Origin of the sequence: Lacticaseibacillus nasuensis JCM 17158, from assembly GCF_001434705.1 — a bacterium.
GTDB classification, from domain to species: Bacteria; Bacillota; Bacilli; order Lactobacillales; family Lactobacillaceae; genus Lacticaseibacillus; species Lacticaseibacillus nasuensis.
In genome coordinates, this window is record NZ_AZDJ01000001.1 from 144,122 (window position 1) to 167,721 (window position 23,600).

Genomic DNA, 23,600 nt, shown 5'->3' on the forward strand with positions numbered 1-23,600 from the left:
CGCTGTTCTATCGGCAATTGATTCACCACTCGTGCGAGAGATTGCCGGCCGGCGATTCCGCACAGACCTCGGGCCGTCAGCAGTTTTCGCCCATTGGCTGATCATCACCAGACCGCGCATTATCGGCGTAAGCCCGCGCAGCGCGTGATTGTCAGCCCGTGATTCAGCGCTATTTTGACCAACTGCGCATCTCGCCACGCGGACATGACTCTGAACATTGCGCTTCAGGTAACCATTCGCCCAGGGCTTGCCGTGCCTAGCGGATCAGCCGGTGCTGAATCACGATTCGTGCGAGATTGCCGGCCGGCGAACCGCACAGACTAGGACCGTCAGCACCATGTCGTCCAGGCGCGAACCGCCAGCAATTCTTAGTTCAGACTCGGGCCGTCAGCATTAAGCGCCCAATTCAAGTCAGTTGCGTTGGCCCGCTTTCTTGCAAGAAGCGCGCCACACCGGGAACGCGGAGACGTCCGCCAACCTGGTGCCACCGGTGGCAGCATGCACCGCCGGCCACGCGACACGTGATGCAGGGTCATGACCTGACTCACGTGAATGACTTGAAAAATAGTTTGGCCCGTAGCGGAGAGTTTTTCCGTTACGGGCCATTTTTTGTGTGGCTGGGAAGGCGGCAGGCGTGAGTGCGATTGTTGCGGTGAGGTTGGCGGTGGCAGGTGTAAACTGTGGCTAGCAGGATTGTGGATGGAGGAGATTAATAATGACCAAGCCGTTGCAGGAAATGAGTCTTGAGGAATTATGGCAATTGTTTCCCATTGAGTTGAAGGCGCCGGATCAAAAATATGCGGCGTGGTATGAAGCAGCAAAGCAGAACTTGTTGGCGTTGCTGCAGGATTTTCACATCACGCGGATCAGCCATATTGGGAGTACGGCGGTACCGGGATTGATTGCCAAGCCCATTGTCGATATTTTGTTGGAGCTACCGGCTGGCTATGAGCAGGCCGCGTTGACCGAGCGCTTGACTGCTGCGGGGTGGTTATTGATGAATCAGCAGGCTGATGAGGAGCTGTTGGATTTTAATCGGGGGTATACGCCGGCGGGTTTTGCCGAGAAGGTGTTTCATTTGCACGTGAAGCCTGCCGGGGATTGGGGCGAGTTGTATTTCCGCGATTATTTGATTGCTCATCCGGATGTGGCCCAGGATTACGCGGCGCTGAAGAAGCGATTGAAGCGGGAGTTTGAGCATGATCGGGATGCTTATACCGATGGAAAAGGGGAGTTTGTGCGGCGGGTGACTGAGTTGGGGAGAGAGGAGTTTGCGGGGAGGTACCGGAACTAAGAAAAAGGGGCGTAATTAGTTGTAGATTGGAGCCTGAGGCAGTATGAGCTAGTATCAATTGAGCTTTGTTAGGTCTTACAAATTAAGATAAATGATGCTCCAGAAAAAATTGTCGCCGTGGCTCAAATCCAATGGTTGACGAGAGATAATATTTTGGATTAGCACTAGGAATTAAGTCGGGGAAAGTATTAAATAGAGCACAAAATTGGCAGGAAGCCCGGAATCCGGGCTTTTAATTTGCTTAAGAACCCAGTCATGCTTCATACTCCGTTTGTTTAAAGTGAGAAGATTTAGCTATTCACTTCGCAATAATTGGCCAATAATGGTAGATTTTGCCCACCGATTTTCCCGCTTTTTTGTATTATCGTGGAATAGTTAGTTGTTAACCATTCGTTGGAAGTAGATTGAACACAAGTGGCTGATCATAGTTTATTCGATAATTCATTTCACCCATTTCTACTTCTGAGCAATGTCTGATTATTTATCTTCATTAAAAAACTCCAGCATGGAAGAAGTATAAAGTTGATATGGAAGCGGCTTTGTCTATCTAAACTATTGATTCATGGTAAGATAGTGTCAATTATTGGCTAGAGAAATTAGGAGGTAACAGCTTGAATTCAGAACGAAAATCTGTACTTGAAATGACCGCAAGCGAGGCGCGATCGTTTTTCTCGAAGCCTCAAAGCTATGTGCCTATGTTGCTTCCTGAGTATTTTAACTTTGAACCCGTTCTAGATTATGCGAAAAGCGAACTTACAAAACATCAACTATCATCAATGATTGACAAAGACTGTTTGTTAACGGATGAGAAAGTTAATCACACTGTATTGTTAAATAAGGACGCTCGTTATGACTGGCGACCTGTCCAAATTATTCATCCGTTCTTGTATATCAACCTAGTGAACTTACTCACCGAGGAACAGAACTGGTCTGAGATTATTAGTCGATTCCAAGTATTTCAAACAGATAAGCATATTGAATGTATCAGCCTTCCTGTGGAGTCAGTTGGTGAAAACAATGATACTGCAGAAACAATTTTACATTGGTGGGAGGAAATGGAGCAGAACTCTATTGTCAAATCCTTAATGTATAAGTATTGCATAAGAACTGATATCACAAATTGCTACGGGTCTATTTATACACATTCGATTGATTGGGCAATTAGGGGTAAGGCGAAAGCTAAGGATGGCAGGAGAAATAACAAGGCACTTGGATTCAGGATTGATCGAGCAATTGAACAGATTCAGTGCGGACAGACTAATGGAATTCCTCAAGGCGGTGTGCTATTTAATTTTATCGCCGAGATTGTGTTGGGTTATTCGGACATGTTGTTAGCTTCGAGGATTAACAAAATTGGTAATCTTGAAGACTGGCATATTATTAGATATCGTGATGATTATCGAGTGTTTTCTAATAGTAAGGAGACCGCAGAGCAAGTTGTGAAGACGTTGTCTGATGTGTTGGTGGATTTAAACATGCATTTCAACAGCAAGAAGACTGGCATCACATCGGAAATAATTGAGTCTGCAATAAAACCAGATAAAATTTATTGGAATTCCAAAATCCCTGTGATTATGCCAATTATCTTCGATGGCAAACGTAAGAATGTCCAATATCAGTTGACCCTACAGAAACATTTGCTGGAAATTCTCTGGTTGTCAAAAAAATACCCGAACTCAGGTAGCATTACGAAGGCTCTTACCGCGTTCGCAAGACGATTGGATGGAATGGATAGTATCAATGATCAAGTTCTTCCCTTGATTAGCATCATAGCCGATATTGTTAGTCACAATCCCAGTGCTATTTCCTCAGGAATAGGCGTCTTAAGCAAGCTGATTTCAAAAACGCAGAATGACCCTGTAGCAGTTAGCCAGATAACGGATTTGATTATTAATAAGCTTCAGAATACGCCTAATCTTAACTATCTTGATGTATGGCTTCAGCGATTAACTATACTCAGTGATAAGACTAAAAATTTTTCAGAAAAATTGTGTGTGACTGTAACAAATCCCGATACTTCGATTTGGAGTTCTGCATTCTTCAGTGACAAAAGAATTTGTCTGCCACCTATAGTAGATATGGATGAAGTTAAATCAATCAAAGCTGAAATTGCAACAAATGTATTTGATGTATTTAGCGATTATGATTGAGTAAAATTATGTTGTGTTACTTGCTGTATCGGGTTAAACTTGGGCGCTTTGGCGATTCCCGCTTTGATTACTGACAAGAAATCAAGGCGGCGCGCAGTATTCTCATTCATAAGTCGATTTGCTGTTACAAGAGGGATAATTATTTAATGGATCAAACCCATACATGAAAAATCACTGAAAGTTATCTAAACATATCTTCGATTTTGAGCAATCATATGCGTTGGGCTCAAAAAGCTTTTACATAGTTGAATTTTTACAGGAGGAATAATGAAAATCTCTGAACTAACGTTGGAAGGGTTTGGCCGGCACTTGAAAACAACAATTAATTTTGGTGATGCAACATACTTAATTGGAGAAAACAATGTTGGTAAAAGTACGGTTCTACGTGCTTTAAAGATAATGCTATCAGCTACTAAGAGCTTGGATTTGGCGGATTATTTCTCATATAATAACGGAGACTCTGACGGATTGAATCATGTTCAACAAGTCAGAATGACGATGAGGATCGATGACCTACCCGCAGAAGCGAGTTCATGGCGAGGATTTAGAGGACGCGTGTTTGAAGAGAATAAACAAAGTGGGCACACTCACTTTATTGTCTATCGTAAAACATTTCCAATCGGTCAGTCTGTAGTTGTCGAGATGAAATCTAGACGATTTAGTTATGTGGGAGGTGTATCGGGTAAAGAAAAGAGCCTCGCTGACTTTGCAGGATATGCTGCGTTAGACAAAGAAGATCAAGCTAGATTGCTATCTGAACTCAGTAGCATTGATCCTAAACTGGTGAAAATCACAAATAAGTCAAGAGATGAAATAGAGGAGATTATTGACTCTTATTTCCCTGTTCGAAACTATAGTGATCAAGTTGAGTGGGATAAGAATCCTGGCGGATTTCAAAGTAATGTTGTTTCGAGATTACCAAGCTATTTATACATACCTGCTGCTGATGGAGAAGATGATCTTTCGCAAAAAGGTGCTTTGCAAAATTTACTAAATGAGATGTTCAGGGAAGTCAGAGATAAATCTAAAAATTTTGCGGAAGCTCAGATAGCTTTGGATAAGCTAGCGGATGAACTTAGCCCAGAAAATAAAAATTCTGATTTTGCTGATCTGATGAGTGCTCTGCAGGGAGTGGTTACTGAAGTATTCAGCGATGTTACTATCAATATTGCTGCTGAACTTTCGCAGCCAGATAATGCTATTAAACCGAGTTTTGATGTAAAGATTGGTAGCAATATTCAAACAGACAGTAAGCATCAAGGTACCGGAATTGTCAGATCAATTGTATTTGCTTTTCTCAGGTACAATGCTCGTCGCAGGCTCAACAATGAACGGCCAATTCTAGTAGGATTTGAGGAGCCGGAGCTGTTTTTGCATCCTAATGCAGTAAATCAGATGCGTTCTGTTATATATGATTTGGCTGAAAAAGAGGGTAATCAGATTATCTGTACAACTCATTCCCCATTAATGATTGACTTAACCCGTAAACCTAATCAGGTGTTGAATCATTTGACCTTGATTCATATAAAGCCGGATGATGTTGATATGAACGATCCAGAGGAAATTAAGCTGATTTGCAAGAATTCCAAAGTAAGGTCTCAAGTCATTAACGCAAGTTCTGCATTTCGGATGATATCGCAGAATGATCAACAATACGTTAAGATGCTATTAAAGATGGACGACTATATTAACCGGGCATTTTTTGCCAAAAAAGTGCTAATTGTTGAAGGAGATACTGAGGATATAATTCTACGTCTGAGTATCGATGATATGCCTGAAAATATGCGTATGAATGTACTTCAAAACTGGCAAATTGTGAAAGCCCGGGGGAAGGCTGCAATCATCTCCTTAGTGAGGTATTTTGAAGCCTTAGGCATCCATCCATACGTGCTGCATGATCTTGATGCTGAGACTCCGGCGGCAGAGAAATATAATCAGCCTATACTTGAGGCTCTGAAGAATGATGAATCGCATCGCTTTACAGATGATAACGACATTGAGGATGTTTTAGGTTTCGAACACCCACAACAAAACAAACCGTTCAAGGCTTTCGAAGAGTATGAGAATCTACCAATAATTTCGAACTCCCTTGGTTGGCAACGAGAACTACCAGAGCCCTGGGTGAATCTATTGGCGAAGATATTCGTATAGGATATTCGTTCTTTTGGGAATACTTTGTAGCCTAACTTGATGGAGAAATCAACATGGAAAATCATTTATTGTTTGCTGATGAGAAGGGACCACAGGAGCATATAAAAACGCAGGTATCCGAAAAATCTTCACGAAAGCTTGATGATCCAATGCGTCGTTTTGCAATGGGCAGCGACATGATGACTAACTATGTGATGGCGGTGGTTGATATTCCGGAAGCACAGTTAGGGGAAGTAGAGGATGAGTTTCTACGTAATGAGAAAAAATACCGCAAAGCTAGTCACAATTTCCAAGGAGAAATCAAAGGAGAAAGATTACTTAAAGGAAAACTATTTGAGACAGGTTTTACAAGTATGCGTGACAGAGAATTGAACTTTTATTTGCAAACTATGCAAATTCTAAAAGAACACAATGCAAAGGTTTGTATAGTTACTCAAAATAAGGTTTCGTCGATAATAACTCAGCGCCTCCATGATTGGATTCTTATATCCTGCAAACGAATGCATGTATCGTTTGCAATTTTTACTTATATTCTGGCCAAATACTTCACTTTAGAAGCTGGAGTCGGTGTGTTAGAAAAATGTCAAGAAAGGGAGATTAGTACATATCAACTGCTGAAAGCCATTAAATTCGATCTTCTCAACTATCTTCGGAGCCATTCGAGCAGTCCTCGATTAGTAAGCCAAATTAATTCGTATAAACAGATTCTTAAGGTGATTTCCAAATCTCTGAATATTAATACTCAAGATTCGGCTGACAATGTCGGGCACTTTGAGTGGGAAAAAGTTGACTTTTCTCTTGAGCTTTGGCTTGATGAACGGGATGGACTGAGGCAAGACAACTCGTATCATTTGTTTCTTGACCAAGGAATTAAAGCTTCATCATTCAATTCGAACCGATTTGAGAAAATTCAAGATGGTTGTCATTCAGACAGAATGGTTGGCATACGTCTGGCTGACCTCATAGCAACAATTACAGGACGCCTGATGTCTGAACTATCATTAGCCTCGCTATATGACCCCTCTGAACCAGAAAAGACAATTCGATTGGAAGAAAAATGGTTCAGTTTGACAAATGGCCAATTTAAGCTTGCCAGATCCCTAACAGATTTGATTATTAATACGGGCCTTCATTTCTCGTTTAATAATGATACCTATTTTGACGATGCTGTTCATTTGCAGGCGTACCTTGCGTTCATATCAGACTTCAAATCACCTGATTCTTTGAAGTTAAGTAAGGAAAAGCCAGAGCGAGAATTTGAAATATATGCAGAGTTGGCTGCAGCAAAATTTAATCAGATGCGTGCCATGCCCAATCAGATTCGTACACTTTTTGATGGGGAGCAAGACGCTATTGATCAAGGTTTCCTTAAACCGTTCTAGAGTTCACACTTTTGATGATTATTAATCCCCAATTATTTTCAACACATCTACAAACCTTCTTCCAGATGCCTGGCTTTCTCTTTTGAAATAAAGAAAAATACGTGTAACATGTGTTGTAAATTCAATTACAACCGGCGCATCATCTGAGCTGGCTCTAGGAAACAGTCATTACTGGTCAAAAATTTAAATGTCCATCAATGGCTCCACATCTTCACGCAGCGTCTTATCAAGATCCTGCTTAAACTGCTTCGTGTACTTAAATGGAAACTTCTCTTTCTTTTCCAGCGTTTCCTCGTATTTCTTCCAATCGAAAGTGTCCTTTACCTCGGTAAAGCCAGGCTGCTCTTCAATCGGTGCTTTAGAGTTGTAATGCCTTGCCATGTAATCGAGCCGATCTTCATTCACCATCCACTTACTTGAGAAATCATCCAGCACAGTGTTTAACTTGGAACCTAGTTCATGATTGAACTCATCCATTAAATCGCCAGATTGAAGCTGCCCAGCCTTAACTTTGCCCCATAAGTCACTGAGGATATCGGCAACCTGCGGATTGTTAGCGGAAAATTTATTAATCGAATCGATAATCTCTTCAGCATGTTTGTCACGCTGCTTTTCGCTCAAATTCCCAGCTTGTTCTGAATAGGAGGCAATTAACCTCATGATGTATGAGTAATCAATGATGTCAGATTTGTACAGTGACAATTCGTAGTCCATTTCGACCAGCTGTTGAACATCTTCGCCATCATCTGGATCAACTGCTTTCTTTTTGAGATGGTTAATGACGTTTTGATAATTGGCGTTGTATTCCGTGAAAAACTTATCATCAATATTCAGTGACTTTTTGATTTGGTCTGCATCGTACTCTGCATAAAACTTTGCATCTTGGTAGGCTTTTGCAAATGCCTGGAATGCCTTAGCAAATTCAGTCTGCTCAGTAGTAGTTGACTGTTCCGGTGTCACAGTATCCCAATTAGGGGCAATGCTCTTAAGTTTGGCAACGGCTTGTTGCAGTCTTTGCTTTGCCGGCAACCACTCAGGTGCCAGGGCGACTGATTCGCCACCTTTAGCATACAGTTTGATAGCTTCATCAACGCCACGCTGGAAACTGACAGGTGATTGGAAAGTGACAATCTGACCGTGTGGCTTGTCTTTCGCATCATACGTCCGGTTAGTCCGAGAGAAAGATTGGATTAATTCGGCTGCACTCATGACAGGCCGGTCTACAAATAAAGTGGACAATACAGGGGCATCAAAACCAGTAAGTAAGCGGCGGGCAACGATTACAATATCAAGCTGTTCGGCACGATTTTCATACTTGTTCTTCTTACGTGAAAGTCGCTCAGATAGGTCTGAGTTGTATGCTGAAATGCCTTTTTGATCATGCTCATAAGTTGTCCCGAACATTTCATTGTAATCATCGATAGCGGTGTACAGCTCTTCAGCCTTCGGGGTATCACCATCTTGGTTTTGATCTGCTGCCGAATAGGTGAGGGCAATCTTTGGAAAGCCATCTGGGGCTAGCTGTTTGATCCGCGTTTTCATCGCATCAGGTTTTTTGAGTATTTCCTTGAATCTCTTGTAGTACGCAATAGCTCGAGAAATATTGCCAGCTGTCAAAATTGCTTCGAATGTTCGGCCGGTACCTCTTTGAAAACCAAGCTTTTGGCTGCATCTGTTCAGAATATAATTGATCACATTATCCATATGCTCATTCGTATCGTAGTATGCAGACGGTAGTTCTTCCTCTTTCTTGGCGGGATCCCATGTCTCTATCTCATGAGTGCTCTTTCCAGTCGCCTGAGCCACGGCATCATTCAAATAAACATCATCGAAAGGATGTTGATAATCAGTCTGGAAATCTAAGACAGAGCCATCACGCAAAGCATCTTGGATATTATAGGTGGATAAAACCGGTCCAAATTGCTTTTCAGTCGTGTCTGGCAATTGACCCTTAACATCCTTCTTGTTTTCATCAAATATTGGGGTGCCCGTGAAGCCAAACCAGTCAGCGTGTGGGAAGAAAGTCTTAATATAAGACATTTGCTCAGCGGAAATTGATCGATGGCATTCGTCGACGATCATTTCCAAACGCAATCCCTGAAGATGCTTCGGATCTTTGCCATGGTATTTCTTCGCATAGACATCGATAAGATGACCTAGTTTCTGTGCAGTAGTCACAATAGCTGTCCGTTTTTTGTTAGCCAAGGCTGTAATTAATTCAGTCGTGTTGTCAGTGCCTTCAACCGTGAAATTTTCGAACCGAGAGTACGAAGCAAAGGTGTCTTTAGCCTGATCATCCAAATCGCGGCGGTCAACGATATAGACTGTGTGATCCACCGATGGAATCCACAATAATCGCTGACAAACTTTGTAGGCGGTTATTGTCTTACCCGACCCGGTCGTATGCCAAACAAAGCCTGATTGGCGGGCGATAGCTGACTCGTAGACAGCTTCTAACGCGTGAATTTGGTATGGCCGCATCAGCAATAGACGCCTGTGAGCGTAGTCGAGAACGGAGAAATGAGCGACCATTTTGTGACCCATTGGGATAGATAGAACTTGTTCTGCAAATGATTGAAGATCTTCAACGGGTTGATTGTCTTCATTCGACCAGCGAGTGAGAAATTTCCCGTTTAAATCTGTTGCAGCTGCTGGTGCGAAGTAGCGAGTGGTTGATCCGTTGGAGACGACAAACATCTGAACGCAAGAGAATAGACCGTGGAAATGGCCTTCACGAGTGTACTTTTTGATTTGAGTATAGGCGTCCATGTAGGTATGGTTTTGCGTTTTGAGCTCAATATGAATCATTGGGAGGCCATTAATCAAGAGGGTTACGTCAAATCGCCGGTCGGCGGAGTTGATTCCGTTGCCAGTTTTGTTTGAAATATATTGATTGATTATTTCATAAGAGCTAGAACCGCCAGCAATATCTCGAGCAACAAATACAATCAACGAAATGGTTTTGGCACTGGGATCATCAGGTTGAACATACACGTGAGCAATACCGTTTTCACCTTGCAACCACGATGCAGCATCAAAAGGAGAACTAAACTGAAGTTGTTGTTGAACTTGAGAAAACTCATAATCAGATAATGGTTTTCCCTTGAGAACATCTTTGTTCATCGCATTCAGCTTTTCCCGCAGATTATTCCAGAGTTCTGCTTCGGTCGTGATATCTGGACGATAGGTCCATTGGCCGATGTTTGAGCGAGTGTCTTTTACAAGCTGGTCAATGAGATTAGTTTCAATTATTGCCTCAGGACCAACTTCTTCTTTAAAGTAGACAGACATTAAGCTGTGCCTCGTTTCATTTCTTGCTTTTAATAGCCAATGACGTTTTGTTCGATGGTTGAGATTACTACCGGATCAATTTCAGCTATGTCCAGTGTATACGCGACATTGAGCCGAGGATTGAAGATGCCAACTGATTTCAAAAAATGGTAGATGGGTTGGTCAGAGTGCTTTGCCAACAAATAGTAGACCACAAGTTGCAGCGTGTACTTATTGAGTGGAGGATTCTTTGAGACTTTCATATCCCATAAGATCGTTTTGGACATAAAGTCTGCATCGCCTTTGTCAATTGTGCTGGTATAGCCGCCTTCGAAAGTCAAATCCGACGCAAGCAGGGGAGAAACATCCGTAAAAAAGGTGATTGCCCGATCTACCATAATCATCATGTTTTTACGAGTTTGCTCATTAGGTGCCTCCGGCTTGAGGTATTGCACAGCGCGAGGGCCAGCACGATAGTATGTGTCGAAGTAAGTAGTAAACTTTGTGGCTGCGTTCAGCGATTCTTCAGAAAAGTCCTTGATCTTTGGAATCAGTTCTTTAGCTTCGGCAATCATTGGCAGGCCAGGAGAATAACTTTTAGCTAATTGTAGGCCTTTGAGTGGAATATCGAAAGCCATTTTAACTTCACCAGTTTGTGCGTAGCGGGTGAGATAGTCCACCATTACGCCCATTGCTGCAGCCGAGAGGTTCTCGTCAGGGTATAACTTGCGATCATCATTGAAGTGCTGTTCATGCATGAATTTTGGCGGAATATAACCGCCACGGGGTTGCTTGATTTGTGCGATGCGTTGTGTAACAGAGACCATGTTAGGCCACCTTGATTTCTAATTATTAGACAAACATGTTATCGAGTGCCCATCTCTTGACTCGTTTTAGGTAGTTAATAACTGAAAGCTCCAAGTCGATGCGAGTTTCTAAACTTACAAAAAATTGGGCTATTTCACGCTGCTCTTCTATATCAGGATACGTAATATTCGCCAAACAAAGTTGCTCGTAGGAGAGAGTGGTACGAACACTGCCCGTGCTAAGAATACGACGTTCATTATTAAATTGAGAAGAATGCAACCATATCCATAGGAAGCTGTCATCAATATCACTGTTAGCCTGAAACGACACATAGAGGGGAGAAACAATTGAAACAGGGTCTCCGGCTTTTTTATATCCAATCGAACGGACATTGATTCTGGAAGGGTTGTAGACAAATGTTGTTGGACGAATTACATAATAGTTATGGGTATCTTTACTTGCAACCTCATAATCCTTAAATTGATCAGTTTGCTTAACTAGTCCATATTTGTTCGAGACGCTTTCAACAAGATTGAATTTATGGTCTCGATTTTTTTCGGTATTAGGCTTTAGAATATTCCCTAATTTCCTCGTAGTCCAATTCTCGTTATTATTTTTAATGTGGATCTGTGGACTGCTTTCTTTTGGCATGGGTAATAAATTACGCTTAGCCCAACGATACACTTTCTTTAGTGCTTCAGACTTTTGCTGATGAAGAGCGATAGTTTCTTCAATGCATAAAAGAAATATCGCAAGCTTATCTTGCTCCTCTCTTGGGGGCATATAAAACTTGTAATCCAGAACACTAGACTTTGAAATGTTTTGAACCTTCGTCCCACCACTTCGCAGTTCAAAATAGTGTTGATTACGATTAATTGCTTTGGACAGAAAAGCCGGATTTACATTTTTCTTATCAACCGAAAGTTGCGCGACACGTTGATTCAGCACATACCTGTGATTTAACGGGACTAATGCAGTCATTCCAACCGCACCGGGAGTTTGTTCACTTAATACCATCACCAAAGAACCAGCATCAAGAGCCTCGTCAGTAGAGGCGAGAAATTTGCCAGATGACTGTATTGTCCCTTCTTCACTCACTGACTTCAGAGTAATTAGCTCAAATGGTCCCTGACTTTGGACATTTTCTTCGTGAGCTGTGCCATTTTTATATTTTGTAATGTCCCCAAGCTTACGCTGTTCCCACTCGTCAGTAAAACCAACCACGCGAATAGAAGGCACTCGCTTTGTGCTTACATTCTTCTTATTCATTTAAATAAACCTCGAATCTTTTCAATTTCGGTTTGTTTTGCCTTATCTTGACCGACAAACTGGGAGAAAAGTTTGTTCAGCTTTTTGTTTTGCTGAGTGATTTCTTCCTGAGCCTTGGTAACATCGTCGACGAGCTGATTAACATTAACGGGTGGCTCTGGTATAAACGTGTCAACATACATTGGGATGTTCATATTGTAATCGTTCTCAGCTATTTTCTCGAGTGTTATAAGGTGACTGAACTCAGTTCCATCTTCGTTATATGTGACTGGTTTTCGGGCATTCAAAGTGTCCAGAATTTTTTGCGTATTCTTAGGATCCATTTCATTCTGATTCTTAGCTTTTCGAAATTCTTTAGATGCGTCGATGAATAACACATCGTTACCGTCGCGTTGCTTCTTGAGCACAATGACAACGGTGGGGATCGATGTATTATGAAAGATGTTTGCGGGCATGCCAATAACCGCCGAAATATTGCCTTTAGTTAGCAAAGCTTTGCGAATACGGCCTTCAGCTGCGCCACGAAACAAAACACCAGTAGCGAGTACGATTGCCATTGTGCCATTGCTCTTCAGATGATAGAGACCATGAGTTAGGAATGCGTAGTCGGCAGCACTTTTGGGAGCTACGCCGAATGGCTGGAATCTTGGGTCAGTCTCCATAGCCTTCGTTGGTTTCCACGACAGGCTGTAAGGTGGATTCATTGTCACAATGTCAAAGGTCGTTGGCTCATCGGAAGGCCAGTCAGCACCAAGTGTATTTCCCAAATTCAGATGTTGATTTGCAGTAGGAACATCATGGAGCATCATGTTCATACGAGCCAAATTGTATGGCGCCGTTTTCACGTCCTGACCGAAATATTGAATTGAGTCGGGGTGACTGTTATATCGCTTGGCATTCAGCAGCAAAGAACCTGAACCCATCGCGGGATCATAGACCGAGACACCTTGAACACTTTCACGACCTTTCATACCAATCTGCATCATCAGGCGGGAGACTGCTTGTGGCGTGTAGAACTCCCCAGCCTTTTTTGCTGATTCGGTTTGAAATTGAGAAATTAGGTATTCATAGGCATTGCCCATGATATCCATCCCGGTATCTTCAGCAAAATTGATCTGCTCCAGTGCACTCATCACATCACCGATTGTGGTGTTCCGTTCCTGCTCGGAACTGCCAAGTTTGGTGGCGTTAAGATCCAAGTCGTCGAACAATCCAGAGAATACTTCATCGGAGTCTTCCAAATCCTGTAATGCTTGAGCCAAGTCGGCCATTTGAAAGGTGTTGTGATTAACATCTTGGACGAGGTGATGAAAGGTCTTGTCCGGGGCAATCATGAAGCGAAGATCCGATTTTACGACGTCAACGACGTCTTTGGCATCAGGGTCTTTCAAGGCTTCTTCATATGCTTCTTGTGCGTTGTCGAGGTTGGTGAACTCAATGCCCAGACCTTCTGAGATTTTCCGTAAGAAGCGATCAGATTCATATTTATAAAAGATGAGACCTAACGTATAGTCTCGGTAATCGTTGGCTTCCATTCCAGAATTACGTAACGCATTGGCCGCGGCCCAGATTTTACTTTGTAGCTCTTGCGTGATTTGTGACTGTTCTTGTGAAGTCATCATTATATATTTCCAACTTTCTTCGTAATTATGGGTATACAGACTGATAAATCTTAAGGGAAATAAACTTTGCATGTGGTTCCGAGAATGGCACAAAAACCGCGCATTCAATACTCTATTATATCCTGAATGTAGATGAGATTTGGAGACGATTTTGAAATTATCTGCTATAGCTGAAAGTATTAGGAGTACTCTACGCATCAATAAATATTTGCTTAACTAACCTATGTCTGCCATGGACAATGTCTCTTTAGAGATGGCGGGTGTCAAGAGCACTCAACCTGAGTTAGATCATTAAGTGAAAGGAAATGTGTTTGCTTGCTGTTAGCTATGCTGTTTGACGTCAGTAGCAATTGAATTAAGAGTTTAAGAAATGCCATAAGCATGAGCGGTAGATTATCAATGAATATCAACTATCTCTAACGAGCATAACAATCATTTAAAAATAAGAAGAACTTGCTTGGCAAGCGAGACATATTCATACATACTAATATAACAAGGGGGGACACGATGAGGTCTAAAATACAATTTAATAAGGAGCTGGACATGCGGTTAATCCGTAACGAGATAGAAAGGCTCGGAATACAAGACGATCCAAAGCAAGACGTGTATCAGAAGAAGCGTTCAGATGGCTCACCTGCCGTTTCAACGATGAGAAGTCGGTATGGATTGAAATGGAAGGATGTCGTAGGAGAACTAGGATATACACTTAAGTCATACGCTGGCACTCAGTGGCGAGGAATGAGTGTAGACGATTTGAACAAGCTTGTCATTCAGGCCGCTATAAAATACAAAGCTTTCAAGGTTAATGACTATACTGCTTCGGTACCTGTGGAGGAGGCTCCTAGCATGCTATATATGTCTGAAGTGTCCAGCAAGAGCCAATGCTTGTGGCTCCTTGATGAAGCAATGCGAGCGTGTAATGTTGTTCCGAATCACAGAAATTGGAAGATATACAATGATACGCAGCTTTTAGGTGCCACACGGAGATTTATCAAAAGTAAAGCAATAACGACGAATCAAGAGTATAAGAATAGGCTGATCAGTGGGATGGCGCCGACATTGCCGTATTTGTCAGTTCGTTTCGGAAATCTGCCAGCTGCCTATTCTGCATACTATAGAGAATTTGGAGAGCCGATGTTCTTGCATCGAAAAAGAACATTTCAGAAATAAGGCGATTAGCGCTCACCGTAGGAATATACCAATCCAGTATCGACATTTAATTCTTGTGAGCATAGACGAGAGCTAACTGGTGTAATACAAAGAGCTCAACCGACTCGGGTAAGTATACGAAAGTATAGTTATTGTCGTGGAATACAACAAAATAAGATTGATATGGATAGTTTTTAATGCTTGAGTGTAAAAATCATAATGATACTCCCGTCATGAGCTTCATTATGATACATGTATTTCACAATTGGTAATGCTCTATATTGTTTTAGACTTTAAAGATGGAACATGTAGCTAATTAGCATAATGCCTAGACTAGGAGACAGACGTGGTTAGACTAAAGATCAAATCAATTAATGACTCATTATCCTTTCCAACTAAACAAGAGAAAGCAAAAGCTTCAAACCTTTTACAGAAGTCCGGAATTAGTTCAGCAAATATTAATTCTCTAATCAGTAACTTCTCCTCTGCCTTTTATTCGCTCGGTCCACTACAACAAATTAAGGTTATACAAGCTTTAAATGGTGTAAATAAATCCAAGTTCGATGAGGGTTGCTTAATTGAATTAGACTCAACTTCGGATGAGGAAGAGAATGTTTTTCGCCCGTTTACACATATTCGCTTTAAGAATGAAAACAATGCAAAGCAACTGTATCTCTACATCAATTACTTGGAATCGAGTCGAAATGTGCTTATTTCACTTCGCCTAACTTTGCTTGAACTTGATGCTTTTGAATCAAATATTGGACGTGGAATAACCAAGTTTAAGGTTCAAGACGATCGTGCACTAATAGAGTATCTACAGCAGATTGATGATGTGGATACGGTCCGATTACGTCAGTACGTTTATCATATTCGCAAATTTTGCACTTTTTACTCAGAACAAGTCATGATTACGCCTTCGTCCTCTGACCGGTTGCATGCTGATCGATTATTCCTAGAATCAGCTACAGCCAGCACGACCCGTGCCAATTTTGGCGTAAATTTCGACTCTCTTCGCCAAGCCAGTCAACTGGTAGACAACCCACAGTACTCAGTCGTTCCGCTGCTCCTTTATGAAGGCGTTAAGAGTAGTAATGACCCAGCCAAATCAGAAATATTAAACTTGAAGCAGAGCGACTTAAAAGGAAATAAGTTGCACATCTCGGGAACACGTGAGCGAGTAATCGAATTGTCAGACTATACTGTACAAGTGGTTAAGGACGCAATTCGTCAGGACGTTACAATGATGGTCAACAACACATTACACTTCATTGATTACCGTAGGTTGGTTGATGCAGGGATGATTCTGAAGACGACAGATACTGGACGAGGACGTTCACTCACAAAAAGTGGATTGCGTTCAAGAATCAGAATTTTTCAACAAGGCCTGTCTCAAGTGACTGCTGTACCCGAAAAAGAATTACCGCCGTCTTTTTTCTCGGATCTAGGTAAGCTTCAATATATTGAGAAATTAATCGAAGACAATGGTCTTAAGACTAATAAGGCTGTCTTTGAGATGGCGTTTCGTTTCGGTCTGGGCACGGGAAACCGTAATCTCGGAAATTGGCGATTACGGTATGAAGCCTATCGAAAAGATAAGGGTTAAAAATATGTTCTACTAAAAGGTGGTTGTTGCTATGTCCGATTTCACTAAAAAAGATTACACGGCCTACCTGTATCTCTAGCTGACCGACACCAATGAATAGTTCAATGACTGGAGGGTGGCATGCACTTAGGGACTCTGCTACCATACAAAGCTATATGTTGGTTTAAGCCCCTTGTCAGATCGTACTTTTACAAGTAAACTCCAATTGTTCATAATCTCGATACTCACATCAACTTGCGTGTCTAAGGCAGCGGAATTCGAAGGATAATCATGACTCATACCAAGCTCTCAAGCAATCTAACTCAAGAAACCATGATGCACACGCTCGACTGGGCCTACGAGAAAACCTTGACGGGTCTGCCTGGTCAAAAGAATATCCAAGAGTTGGTCGATGACTACCTCAGCAAATATTCCCCGGAAGTGGCCATCAAGCATCTGGTTAATTATCAGACCACTAAAGCAGCTACTTCTGGTTTTGTGACTGGGTTTGGTGGCATCATCACGATGCCGGTCACAATTCCGGCTAACGTTGCAACCGTCATTTTATTTCAGATGCGGATGATTGCAGCTATTGCGACGATTCGTGGATATGATCTGAAGAGCGATCAAGTTCAAACTTTTGTGTACGCAACGTTAGCAGGGTCATCCGTTGTAGATATTATGAAGAAGACGGGCGTTGTAATTGGCGACAAGATGCTACTTGGCGTGCTGAAGAAGATTCCTGGGCGTGCACTAACGAAAATCAATCAGGCAGTTGGATTTCGGATGCTAACCAAGTTTGGTACGAAAGGCTCAATCAATCTGGTTAAGGTGGTCCCAGTCGCTGGTGCTGCGGTCGGCGGCGTCATTGATACCCTTACGACTCGAACAATTGCTCGGCTAGCCGTTCATACCTTTACACCAACAGGAATTGATATCGGTGACGGGACTGTCATTCAGAAGACAAACCTATCTGACGATACTAACCAACCTCCAGCTTTCAAGGATTGAGCTAGTGTCACTGAAAGTAGCCTGAGCAAAATATGCCAGTACAACAAAGCGTGCCCACGTCAACTCTCTTGACGTGGGCACGCTTTGTTATATATGTGGTCAATCAATCTCTGATTGTTTCTAGACAAGCTGAACTCAACCCACAATCTGTCTAGCTCACCATACTCCCAAGCGCCTGCTGCGCCGCATATGCCTTTGCCCGCTTCACCAACAAGGCAAACAACCGCAACTCCGCGGCATCCTGCTGCCACAAATTCTCGGGGTGCCACTGCACGGCCATGATCTGCCGGTCTTGCTGATCGGCCAGCGCTTCGATCACGCCGTCCGGGGCGGTGGCCACCACCTGCAAGCCCGGCGCCACGCGCTTGACGGCTTCGTGGTGGCGGGAGTTGACATAGGCGCGCTCGCCGAGTAAGTTGGCGAGCTGCGTACCAGGTTGGATGCTGACGTGATGCGTCGGGTATTGGCCCGGCGCCGCCTGGGCGTGGCGAATGCTGACGTCGGGGTCTTGGCTGACGAGATCCTGATACAAGGTGCCGCCAAGCGTGACGTTGAGAATTTGCATGCCGCGGCAAATCGCCATGATGGGTTTGCCCGCGGCGACGGTCGCGCGAATCAGCGCCTGCTCGAAGCGGTCCTTGGGATATTCCGTGCTGCCAATCGACGGACTCGGCTCCTCGCCATACAGGGTGGGGTCGACATCCGGGCCGCCGGGCAGCAACAGGCCGTCGAAAGTCGCCACCGCCGCCTGGGCAAGCTCGGCGGCGAGGCTCACGTCGTCGGGAAACGGCAAGATGATGGGCAGGCCACCAGCTTTAATGATGGCCGTTTTGATGTCGCGCGGGGCGAAGTCGGCGTGGTTTTCGTTTAGAATTGGGCTCGGCGTCTCGAGCGCGTCGCCGGTCAGGGCAATGATTGGTCGCATAGAATTGTTCCTTTCTAAAAATCAGTTGCCCCTTACTTTAAATCATTTTGCTGGCCAGTCAAGGAAAACTTGGGCGAATTCTCGCACAACGACGCTCACCATTGCGGTTACGGGCCTAGACACCACCGGATTAATGTTATGATTAGGCATCATTAGGTTGGCCGTGGGGGTCAGCCTCAAGGAGGCGGGCCGCCTGCCCCAAGTGGCGGGTCGGCGAGAGAGTATGCAGCAACGCGCGGCGATTAATTTAGGCTTAGGTGGCTATTGTTGGGGACTGGCGGTATTCGTGCCGGTGTTATTTGTGGTGGAGAGGTTAGCGCCGCAACTGCTGCCCGAATTTGTCGGCACGGGACTCGCCATCTTGGGGATCGGCGGCCAGCTCGCCGCCAGCGTGGCGATTGTCAGCAACCGCCGCGCGGATCGCCAACTGGGCGGCGCGATGTTGGCCTTGCTGTGTCTGCCGATGTTGACGCTGGCGCTGTTGCCGGGTTTTGTGCAGTGGTGGTTCATGGCGCTGCTGGCGGTGGGCCTGTGGTTCGCCGGCCGAGCGCTGGTTGCTGCTCCCGTGGTGGCGCCGACTGCCGGCGGCTATCGCCAAACCAAAGCGCTGCGCCAGGCGGTGAACTTCAGCAAATTCAGCCGCCGGCGCCGGAAGCTGCCGCCGCTGCCCATGACGTTTTACCGTAGCGCGGCAGGGGCCTGGAGCTTGGTGGTGGTGCTGCCACTTGCGGTGGTGTTTTTCTGGGCGATTCTGGATGACGCGACGCATGGCGCCGGGCCGCACGCCACCATTTGGCTGATCATCGGCGCCAATACCGTGGCGTGGTGCGTTAGCATTCCCGCGCTTGTGCAGCGCATTCGCATTGCCGCCCCGGTGCTCACACTGACGGCCACGGCCTTGGTGTATCCAGGCAGCCACCATCGGCACCACGAGCTGCCTTGGGCGAGCGTGACGGCGCTGAAGCTGCACCACCAAACGGTCCAGACGCGCTATAACTCGCTTGAGCAGAATTTTCTGTTTGTGTACGTCCAGGACCCGGATCCGTACCTCGGTGCCGCCGCGCACCGCTCGCCAGCCCTGCAGTGGCTGCTGCGAATGGTGGTCAGCCAAACCGCGGCGAACTTCGAGGCGGATTTTCCCGGCTTGGCCTTAGCGTTGCCCATCGATCATCTCGGGGTGGACCCGCAGGCGCTGGTCGATTTTGTCACCCGCGTGTGGCATCACCAAACCATCGGCCACGATTGATTGGCGGGCTTAGTCGCCAAACCGCTGGGCAAAATGATGGCACTGCTGCCCGCGACGCGCGATGCCCTGTCAATCCAAGGTCAGCTTCCCTGCAAAATACCGGCTCGCCAATTTTTGGCGAGCCGGTTTCATTAGCTTCAGGATGTGCTTACCGATTGTCGCGGCTTGGCCGTTGGGGTGGCTGGCTTTGCGGCCGGCTTGGCGGTTCAGTCGGATTTTTTCTCAATTTGGCTTTGGCGCTTTTGGCGGTGGAACGTATTGTTGGCGGTGTAGACCCCGCAGATGATAACTGCCGCGCCGATCAGTTGCGCGCTGCTGAAGGCCTCGCCTAATAGCAACACGCCGGCGATAATCGAGACGACAGTTGAGATGCCGATGAACGAAGCCGTTTTGTTGACACCAATCTGCGCGATTGCGAAGTTCGATAGGAACAGAGCCAAGACTGAGCTGCCGATTCCTTGATACGCGACCGCAACGGCAAAACTCGGATGCTTCACCGGCAGGCTGAACAGCGCCTGCGGATTGCCGTGTTCAAGCGCTTCAATCAGCGCCATGGTGACAAAAACGACCGCCCCAGCCGTTAACATGATGTAGGTAATCTCGATGCCGGTGTAGGCTGAGGCTTTGTCCACATAGACGCTGTACAACGCGTAAGTCACTACGGCCAGTAGCAAGAATAAGTAACCAATCAGTGACAAACTGGCACTGGCCCCGGCAGCTAACACGGTCACGATCACGCCAATTAAAGTAATCAAGATGCCAATCACCTGCAGGCGTGTCGGGTATTTGTGCAAGAGCCAGGCCGAGGCCAACAAGGCAGCGACGGGGATGCAGGCCAAGAATACGCCGCTTTCCGATGCGGTGGTGTGGCTGATGCCGAATGTTTCGCCAATGAAGTACAGCACCGGGTCAAACAAGGCCACTAAGAGTAATGGGCGCAACCTTTTGCCTTTGAACGAGACGTGGATGACGCCGACCACAATTAAGCCGGACATGACGACGAAGGCGAGTAGAAAGCGCCAGCCGAGCAACGCTAATGGGCTGGCGACGGCGGTAGCTTGTTTGGTGAAAATGTAGCTCAGCCCATACAACACCTCACAGCCTAGCGCGGCAAAGCTACCAAGAACGAGACCGCCTGAGTTTCGTTTATGCATAAGAGGCCTCCGGGTTAGGTAAATATATAGTTGATTTTAACACATGACGGGTGATCACCACTGCGCCAAACCACGCGGCCCCTCACCAACAGGTGAGGGGCCGCGTGGTTTGAACGATCAGATTTAGCCATTCTCATTGACGCGAAACGGCAGCGAGATGCTGGAGCTGGCGCGGTCAATGTGGTAATTGACCACGGCGGTTGGCCGCTGGGTCTGGGCCATGTCGGCGCCGTGAATCACTAGCGCCAGTTGCCGCTCGGCCGGCAGGACGTAATGCGTCGGCTGCAGGTCGAAGTCAACAGTGAAGGCCTCGCCCGGCGTGATCTGCTGAATCTCGTAGGCGTTCTTGGGATTTTGCAGGTTGACGTGGCCGAAGGTGATCAGCTTGCTGGCGGTTTCGGCGGCGGGCTTGAACTCGACGATTTTATCCGTCTTGTAGTCGTAACCGAGCTGGTAGCCGGCGCCGTCGATCACGTCGGCAACGGTGCCGAAGCGCTTGGCCGGGCCGAGGTCGACGAGACGCACGGACAAGATGCCAGTCGGCGCGTCGATCCACAGCCGCAGGTGCACATGCGGCACGCCTTCCAGCACCCGCGTGTCGCTGGCCGGCGCTTGGGTCAGCCACAACCGCGCGTCGCGGTAGAGGCTGGCGGGTTTGATGATTTCGGCTTCGAACAAGTCGCTGGTTTGGTGCCGCGCCTTGAAGGTGCCCGTGGCGTTGTCGGCGAAGCTGGCGCGCTCGCCGGTGAAGTCGCCGAGCAAATCATACTGGCGGGTCTTGTGGGCGTGGGCGCTATGGCCGAAGTCGGCGTAGGTGTGCCAAGTTTCCGGCTCGACGTTATCCTGCACGGTGACGTTGGGCAGCTGCGCCGGCGCGTCGTTATCGACGCCTAGCAGCTCGTAAGACAGCCACAGGTTCATCATGTCGGTGAAGTCCAGCGACAGCACGTTGTTCAAGTAGACGTGTTGGCCTTGGTGCAAGAAGAGCTTCTTTTGAATCGGCAAGTCGCGCAGGCCATTCCAGAAGCGGATGACGTTGGCGGGTTTGACGTTCCAGTCGTTGAGGCCATGCACGCTGACGACATCGCAGCGAATGTTTTTCAGGTTGTTGCGATAGTTGCGCTCGTCCCACCAGGCGTTGTAGTCGCCGGTGGTGCGATCCTGCGCCTGGCCGATGGCGTCGAGCGTCTGGCTCCACTTGCCGCGCAGTTTCAGCATATCGCCGGCGGCTTTTTGCCGGGAAAAGGTATCGACGGCCAGCACATCGGCGTCTTCGCCTTGGTAGCCGCCGGGCGCGACGACCAGGCCGTTTTCGCGGTAGTAGTCGTACCAACTGGAAATGGCGGCTTCAGAAATCACGGTTTTCAGCCCGGCGACGCCGCTGGTGGCCGCTGCGATGGCCAGCGTGCCGAGGTAGGATTTACCGGTCATCGCCACCTTGCCGTTGCACCACCAGGCCTTGGTCTCGGTGGTGCCGGTGCGGGTGGTGAAGGCGCGGCGGGCGCCGGTGAGCCACTCGATGACGGCCACGGCGCTGGCGGTTTCGCTGACGCCGCCGGTGCTACGCACGCCATCGGAGCCGCGGGTGCCGACGCCGGCGGAATACACGGTGACAAAGCCGCGGCCGAGGAAGTAATCGTTCAGCGAGTAGATGCCATTCTCATCGGCATAGACTTCGGCCTTGCCTTCGCCAGTGGCGGTGCGGTGCGGCAGGTCGGGTTGGGGTGCTGGGTGATACGTCACGTCGGCCTTGGTGTGCGACTCGGTTTTCACCGCGAGCTTCGGGTCGGGGTCGTGGGTGACGGCGTCGACGTCATTGGTGCCGTGAAAATAAGGATTGGCCGTAAACAGCGCGGGCATCTTGATGCCGGCGTCGGTTTCCTTCGGCCGGAAAATCGTCGCCTCCAGCATGTCGCGCTGGCCGTCGCCGTCCGTGTCCAGGTCGGATTCAATCCACACGCATTCGCGCACCAGCTGCCGCGCGTCGAAGACGTTTTGGCTCTTGCCGTTGAAGAACAGGTAGCCGTCGTGATAATCCTTGAAAAAGCCGCGGTTAGCCAGGTCATCCAGCAGCGTGACTAGGTGCTTGGTGCGCGTGGTCAACAACAGGTAGATGGCCTGGAGAAAATCGGCGGTGTGGATCAGGTCCCGATCCACCACCGGCAGCTTGGTTTGCGCCATGAAGGTCAGGGGCGCGGTGAGCTGAAAGTCGGTGAAGGCCTCAAAGCCTAGCAGCTGCAAGCCGATGTTGTAAAACTCGCGGCGCGTCATCGTATGTTGCGGCGTCTGCAGCCAAGTGGCCAGGGTGTCGTAGTCGTCGACGGCAATGGCGGCTTGCGCGTCGGCGATCGCCTGCGGGCTGCTCGCCACGGGGAAGAGCTTGGCGTATGTGGCTTGAATGGTGGCGAAAAAGTCGGCGGCGGGGTCGGCAGGTAAGCCGATGGCGGCCAGCTCGCGGTATTGGGTGGCGGGGTCGGCGGTGATGCGAGCGAATTGATTTAATTTCATCATGGACACTCCTTATTTTCTCATATGTTAAGTGTAGCGTTGTGCGCCTGGCGATTCAACTGGCTAGCCGCTTGTGC

Annotated in this window: 15 protein-coding genes; 8 read left to right on the forward strand and 7 right to left on the reverse strand. The window is 46.7% G+C overall.

Annotation, left to right across the window (positions count from 1 at the left end):
* Positions 1–715 precede the first annotated feature (715 nt).
* From FD02_RS00740 to FD02_RS00755, 4 genes are all read left to right on the forward strand, one after another.
* Positions 716–1,294, forward strand: coding sequence for a GrpB family protein (locus FD02_RS00740; protein WP_054722592.1), 579 nt, complete (start codon positions 716–718; stop codon positions 1,292–1,294).
* Positions 1,295–1,905: 611 nt separating this feature from the next.
* Positions 1,906–3,444 (forward strand): RNA-directed DNA polymerase, encoded by a 1,539-nt coding sequence (locus FD02_RS00745; protein WP_056949864.1) that lies wholly within the window; start codon positions 1,906–1,908, stop codon positions 3,442–3,444.
* Between the two features lie 267 nt (positions 3,445–3,711).
* Positions 3,712–5,595, forward strand: coding sequence for an AAA family ATPase (locus tag FD02_RS00750; protein WP_056949865.1), 1,884 nt, complete (start codon positions 3,712–3,714; stop codon positions 5,593–5,595).
* Between the two features lie 53 nt (positions 5,596–5,648).
* Positions 5,649–6,977 (forward strand): hypothetical protein, encoded by a 1,329-nt coding sequence (locus tag FD02_RS00755; protein WP_054722599.1) that lies wholly within the window; start codon positions 5,649–5,651, stop codon positions 6,975–6,977.
* Between the two features lie 183 nt (positions 6,978–7,160).
* On the opposite strand, the gene FD02_RS00760 is transcribed toward FD02_RS00755, so the two are convergent.
* Genes FD02_RS00760 through FD02_RS00775 form a run of 4 tightly spaced genes read right to left on the reverse strand, consistent with a single transcriptional unit; the run spans position 7,161 to position 13,945 of the window.
* The gene (locus tag FD02_RS00760) at positions 7,161–10,268 is read right to left on the reverse strand and encodes a type I restriction endonuclease subunit R (RefSeq protein WP_056949866.1); all 3,108 of its coding nucleotides are present in this window, start codon (positions 10,266–10,268) and stop codon (positions 7,161–7,163) included.
* Between the two features lie 29 nt (positions 10,269–10,297).
* Entirely contained in the window at positions 10,298–11,074 is a 777-nt protein-coding gene (locus tag FD02_RS00765; RefSeq protein ID WP_056949867.1) for a hypothetical protein, read from the reverse strand.
* A 25-nt stretch (positions 11,075–11,099) separates the two neighbouring features.
* Positions 11,100–12,323 carry a restriction endonuclease subunit S gene (locus FD02_RS00770; protein ID WP_056949868.1) on the reverse strand — a complete coding sequence of 408 codons (1,224 nt, stop codon included), beginning with the start codon at positions 12,321–12,323 and terminating at the stop codon, positions 11,100–11,102.
* Positions 12,320–13,945, reverse strand: a complete 1,626-nt coding sequence (locus FD02_RS00775) for a type I restriction-modification system subunit M (RefSeq protein ID WP_235806650.1) — start codon at positions 13,943–13,945, stop codon at positions 12,320–12,322. Before FD02_RS00775 ends, FD02_RS00770 begins: the two co-directional genes overlap by 4 nt.
* Before the next feature lie 543 nt (positions 13,946–14,488).
* Between FD02_RS00775 and FD02_RS00780 the strand changes: the two genes are divergently transcribed.
* From FD02_RS00780 to FD02_RS00790, 3 genes are all read left to right on the forward strand, one after another.
* Positions 14,489–15,115: a hypothetical protein gene (locus tag FD02_RS00780; protein WP_156408196.1), complete on the forward strand. Its 627-nt coding sequence runs from the start codon at positions 14,489–14,491 to the stop codon at positions 15,113–15,115.
* A 325-nt stretch (positions 15,116–15,440) separates the two neighbouring features.
* Entirely contained in the window at positions 15,441–16,700 is a 1,260-nt protein-coding gene (locus FD02_RS00785; protein ID WP_054722615.1) for a hypothetical protein, read from the forward strand.
* Positions 16,701–16,970: 270 nt separating this feature from the next.
* The gene (locus FD02_RS00790; RefSeq protein ID WP_054722617.1) at positions 16,971–17,690 is read left to right on the forward strand and encodes an EcsC family protein; all 720 of its coding nucleotides are present in this window, start codon (positions 16,971–16,973) and stop codon (positions 17,688–17,690) included.
* 151 nt (positions 17,691–17,841) lie between these two features.
* Here the strand turns inward: FD02_RS00790 and FD02_RS00795 are convergent, their stop codons facing one another.
* A complete protein-coding gene (locus FD02_RS00795) occupies positions 17,842–18,615 on the reverse strand; it encodes a gamma-glutamyl-gamma-aminobutyrate hydrolase family protein (RefSeq protein WP_056949869.1) in 774 nt (257 codons plus the stop codon).
* A gap of 223 nt (positions 18,616–18,838) precedes the next feature.
* Here FD02_RS00795 and FD02_RS00800 point away from each other — a divergent pair, with 223 nt between their 5' ends.
* Positions 18,839–19,861 carry a hypothetical protein gene (locus FD02_RS00800; RefSeq protein WP_056949870.1) on the forward strand — a complete coding sequence of 341 codons (1,023 nt, stop codon included), beginning with the start codon at positions 18,839–18,841 and terminating at the stop codon, positions 19,859–19,861.
* A gap of 206 nt (positions 19,862–20,067) precedes the next feature.
* Here the strand turns inward: FD02_RS00800 and FD02_RS00805 are convergent, their stop codons facing one another.
* The gene (locus FD02_RS00805) at positions 20,068–21,015 is read right to left on the reverse strand and encodes a DMT family transporter (RefSeq protein ID WP_056949871.1); all 948 of its coding nucleotides are present in this window, start codon (positions 21,013–21,015) and stop codon (positions 20,068–20,070) included.
* A 123-nt stretch (positions 21,016–21,138) separates the two neighbouring features.
* Positions 21,139–23,523 (reverse strand): Xaa-Pro dipeptidyl-peptidase, encoded by a 2,385-nt coding sequence (locus FD02_RS00810; protein WP_056949872.1) that lies wholly within the window; start codon positions 23,521–23,523, stop codon positions 21,139–21,141.
* Positions 23,524–23,600 lie beyond the last annotated feature (77 nt).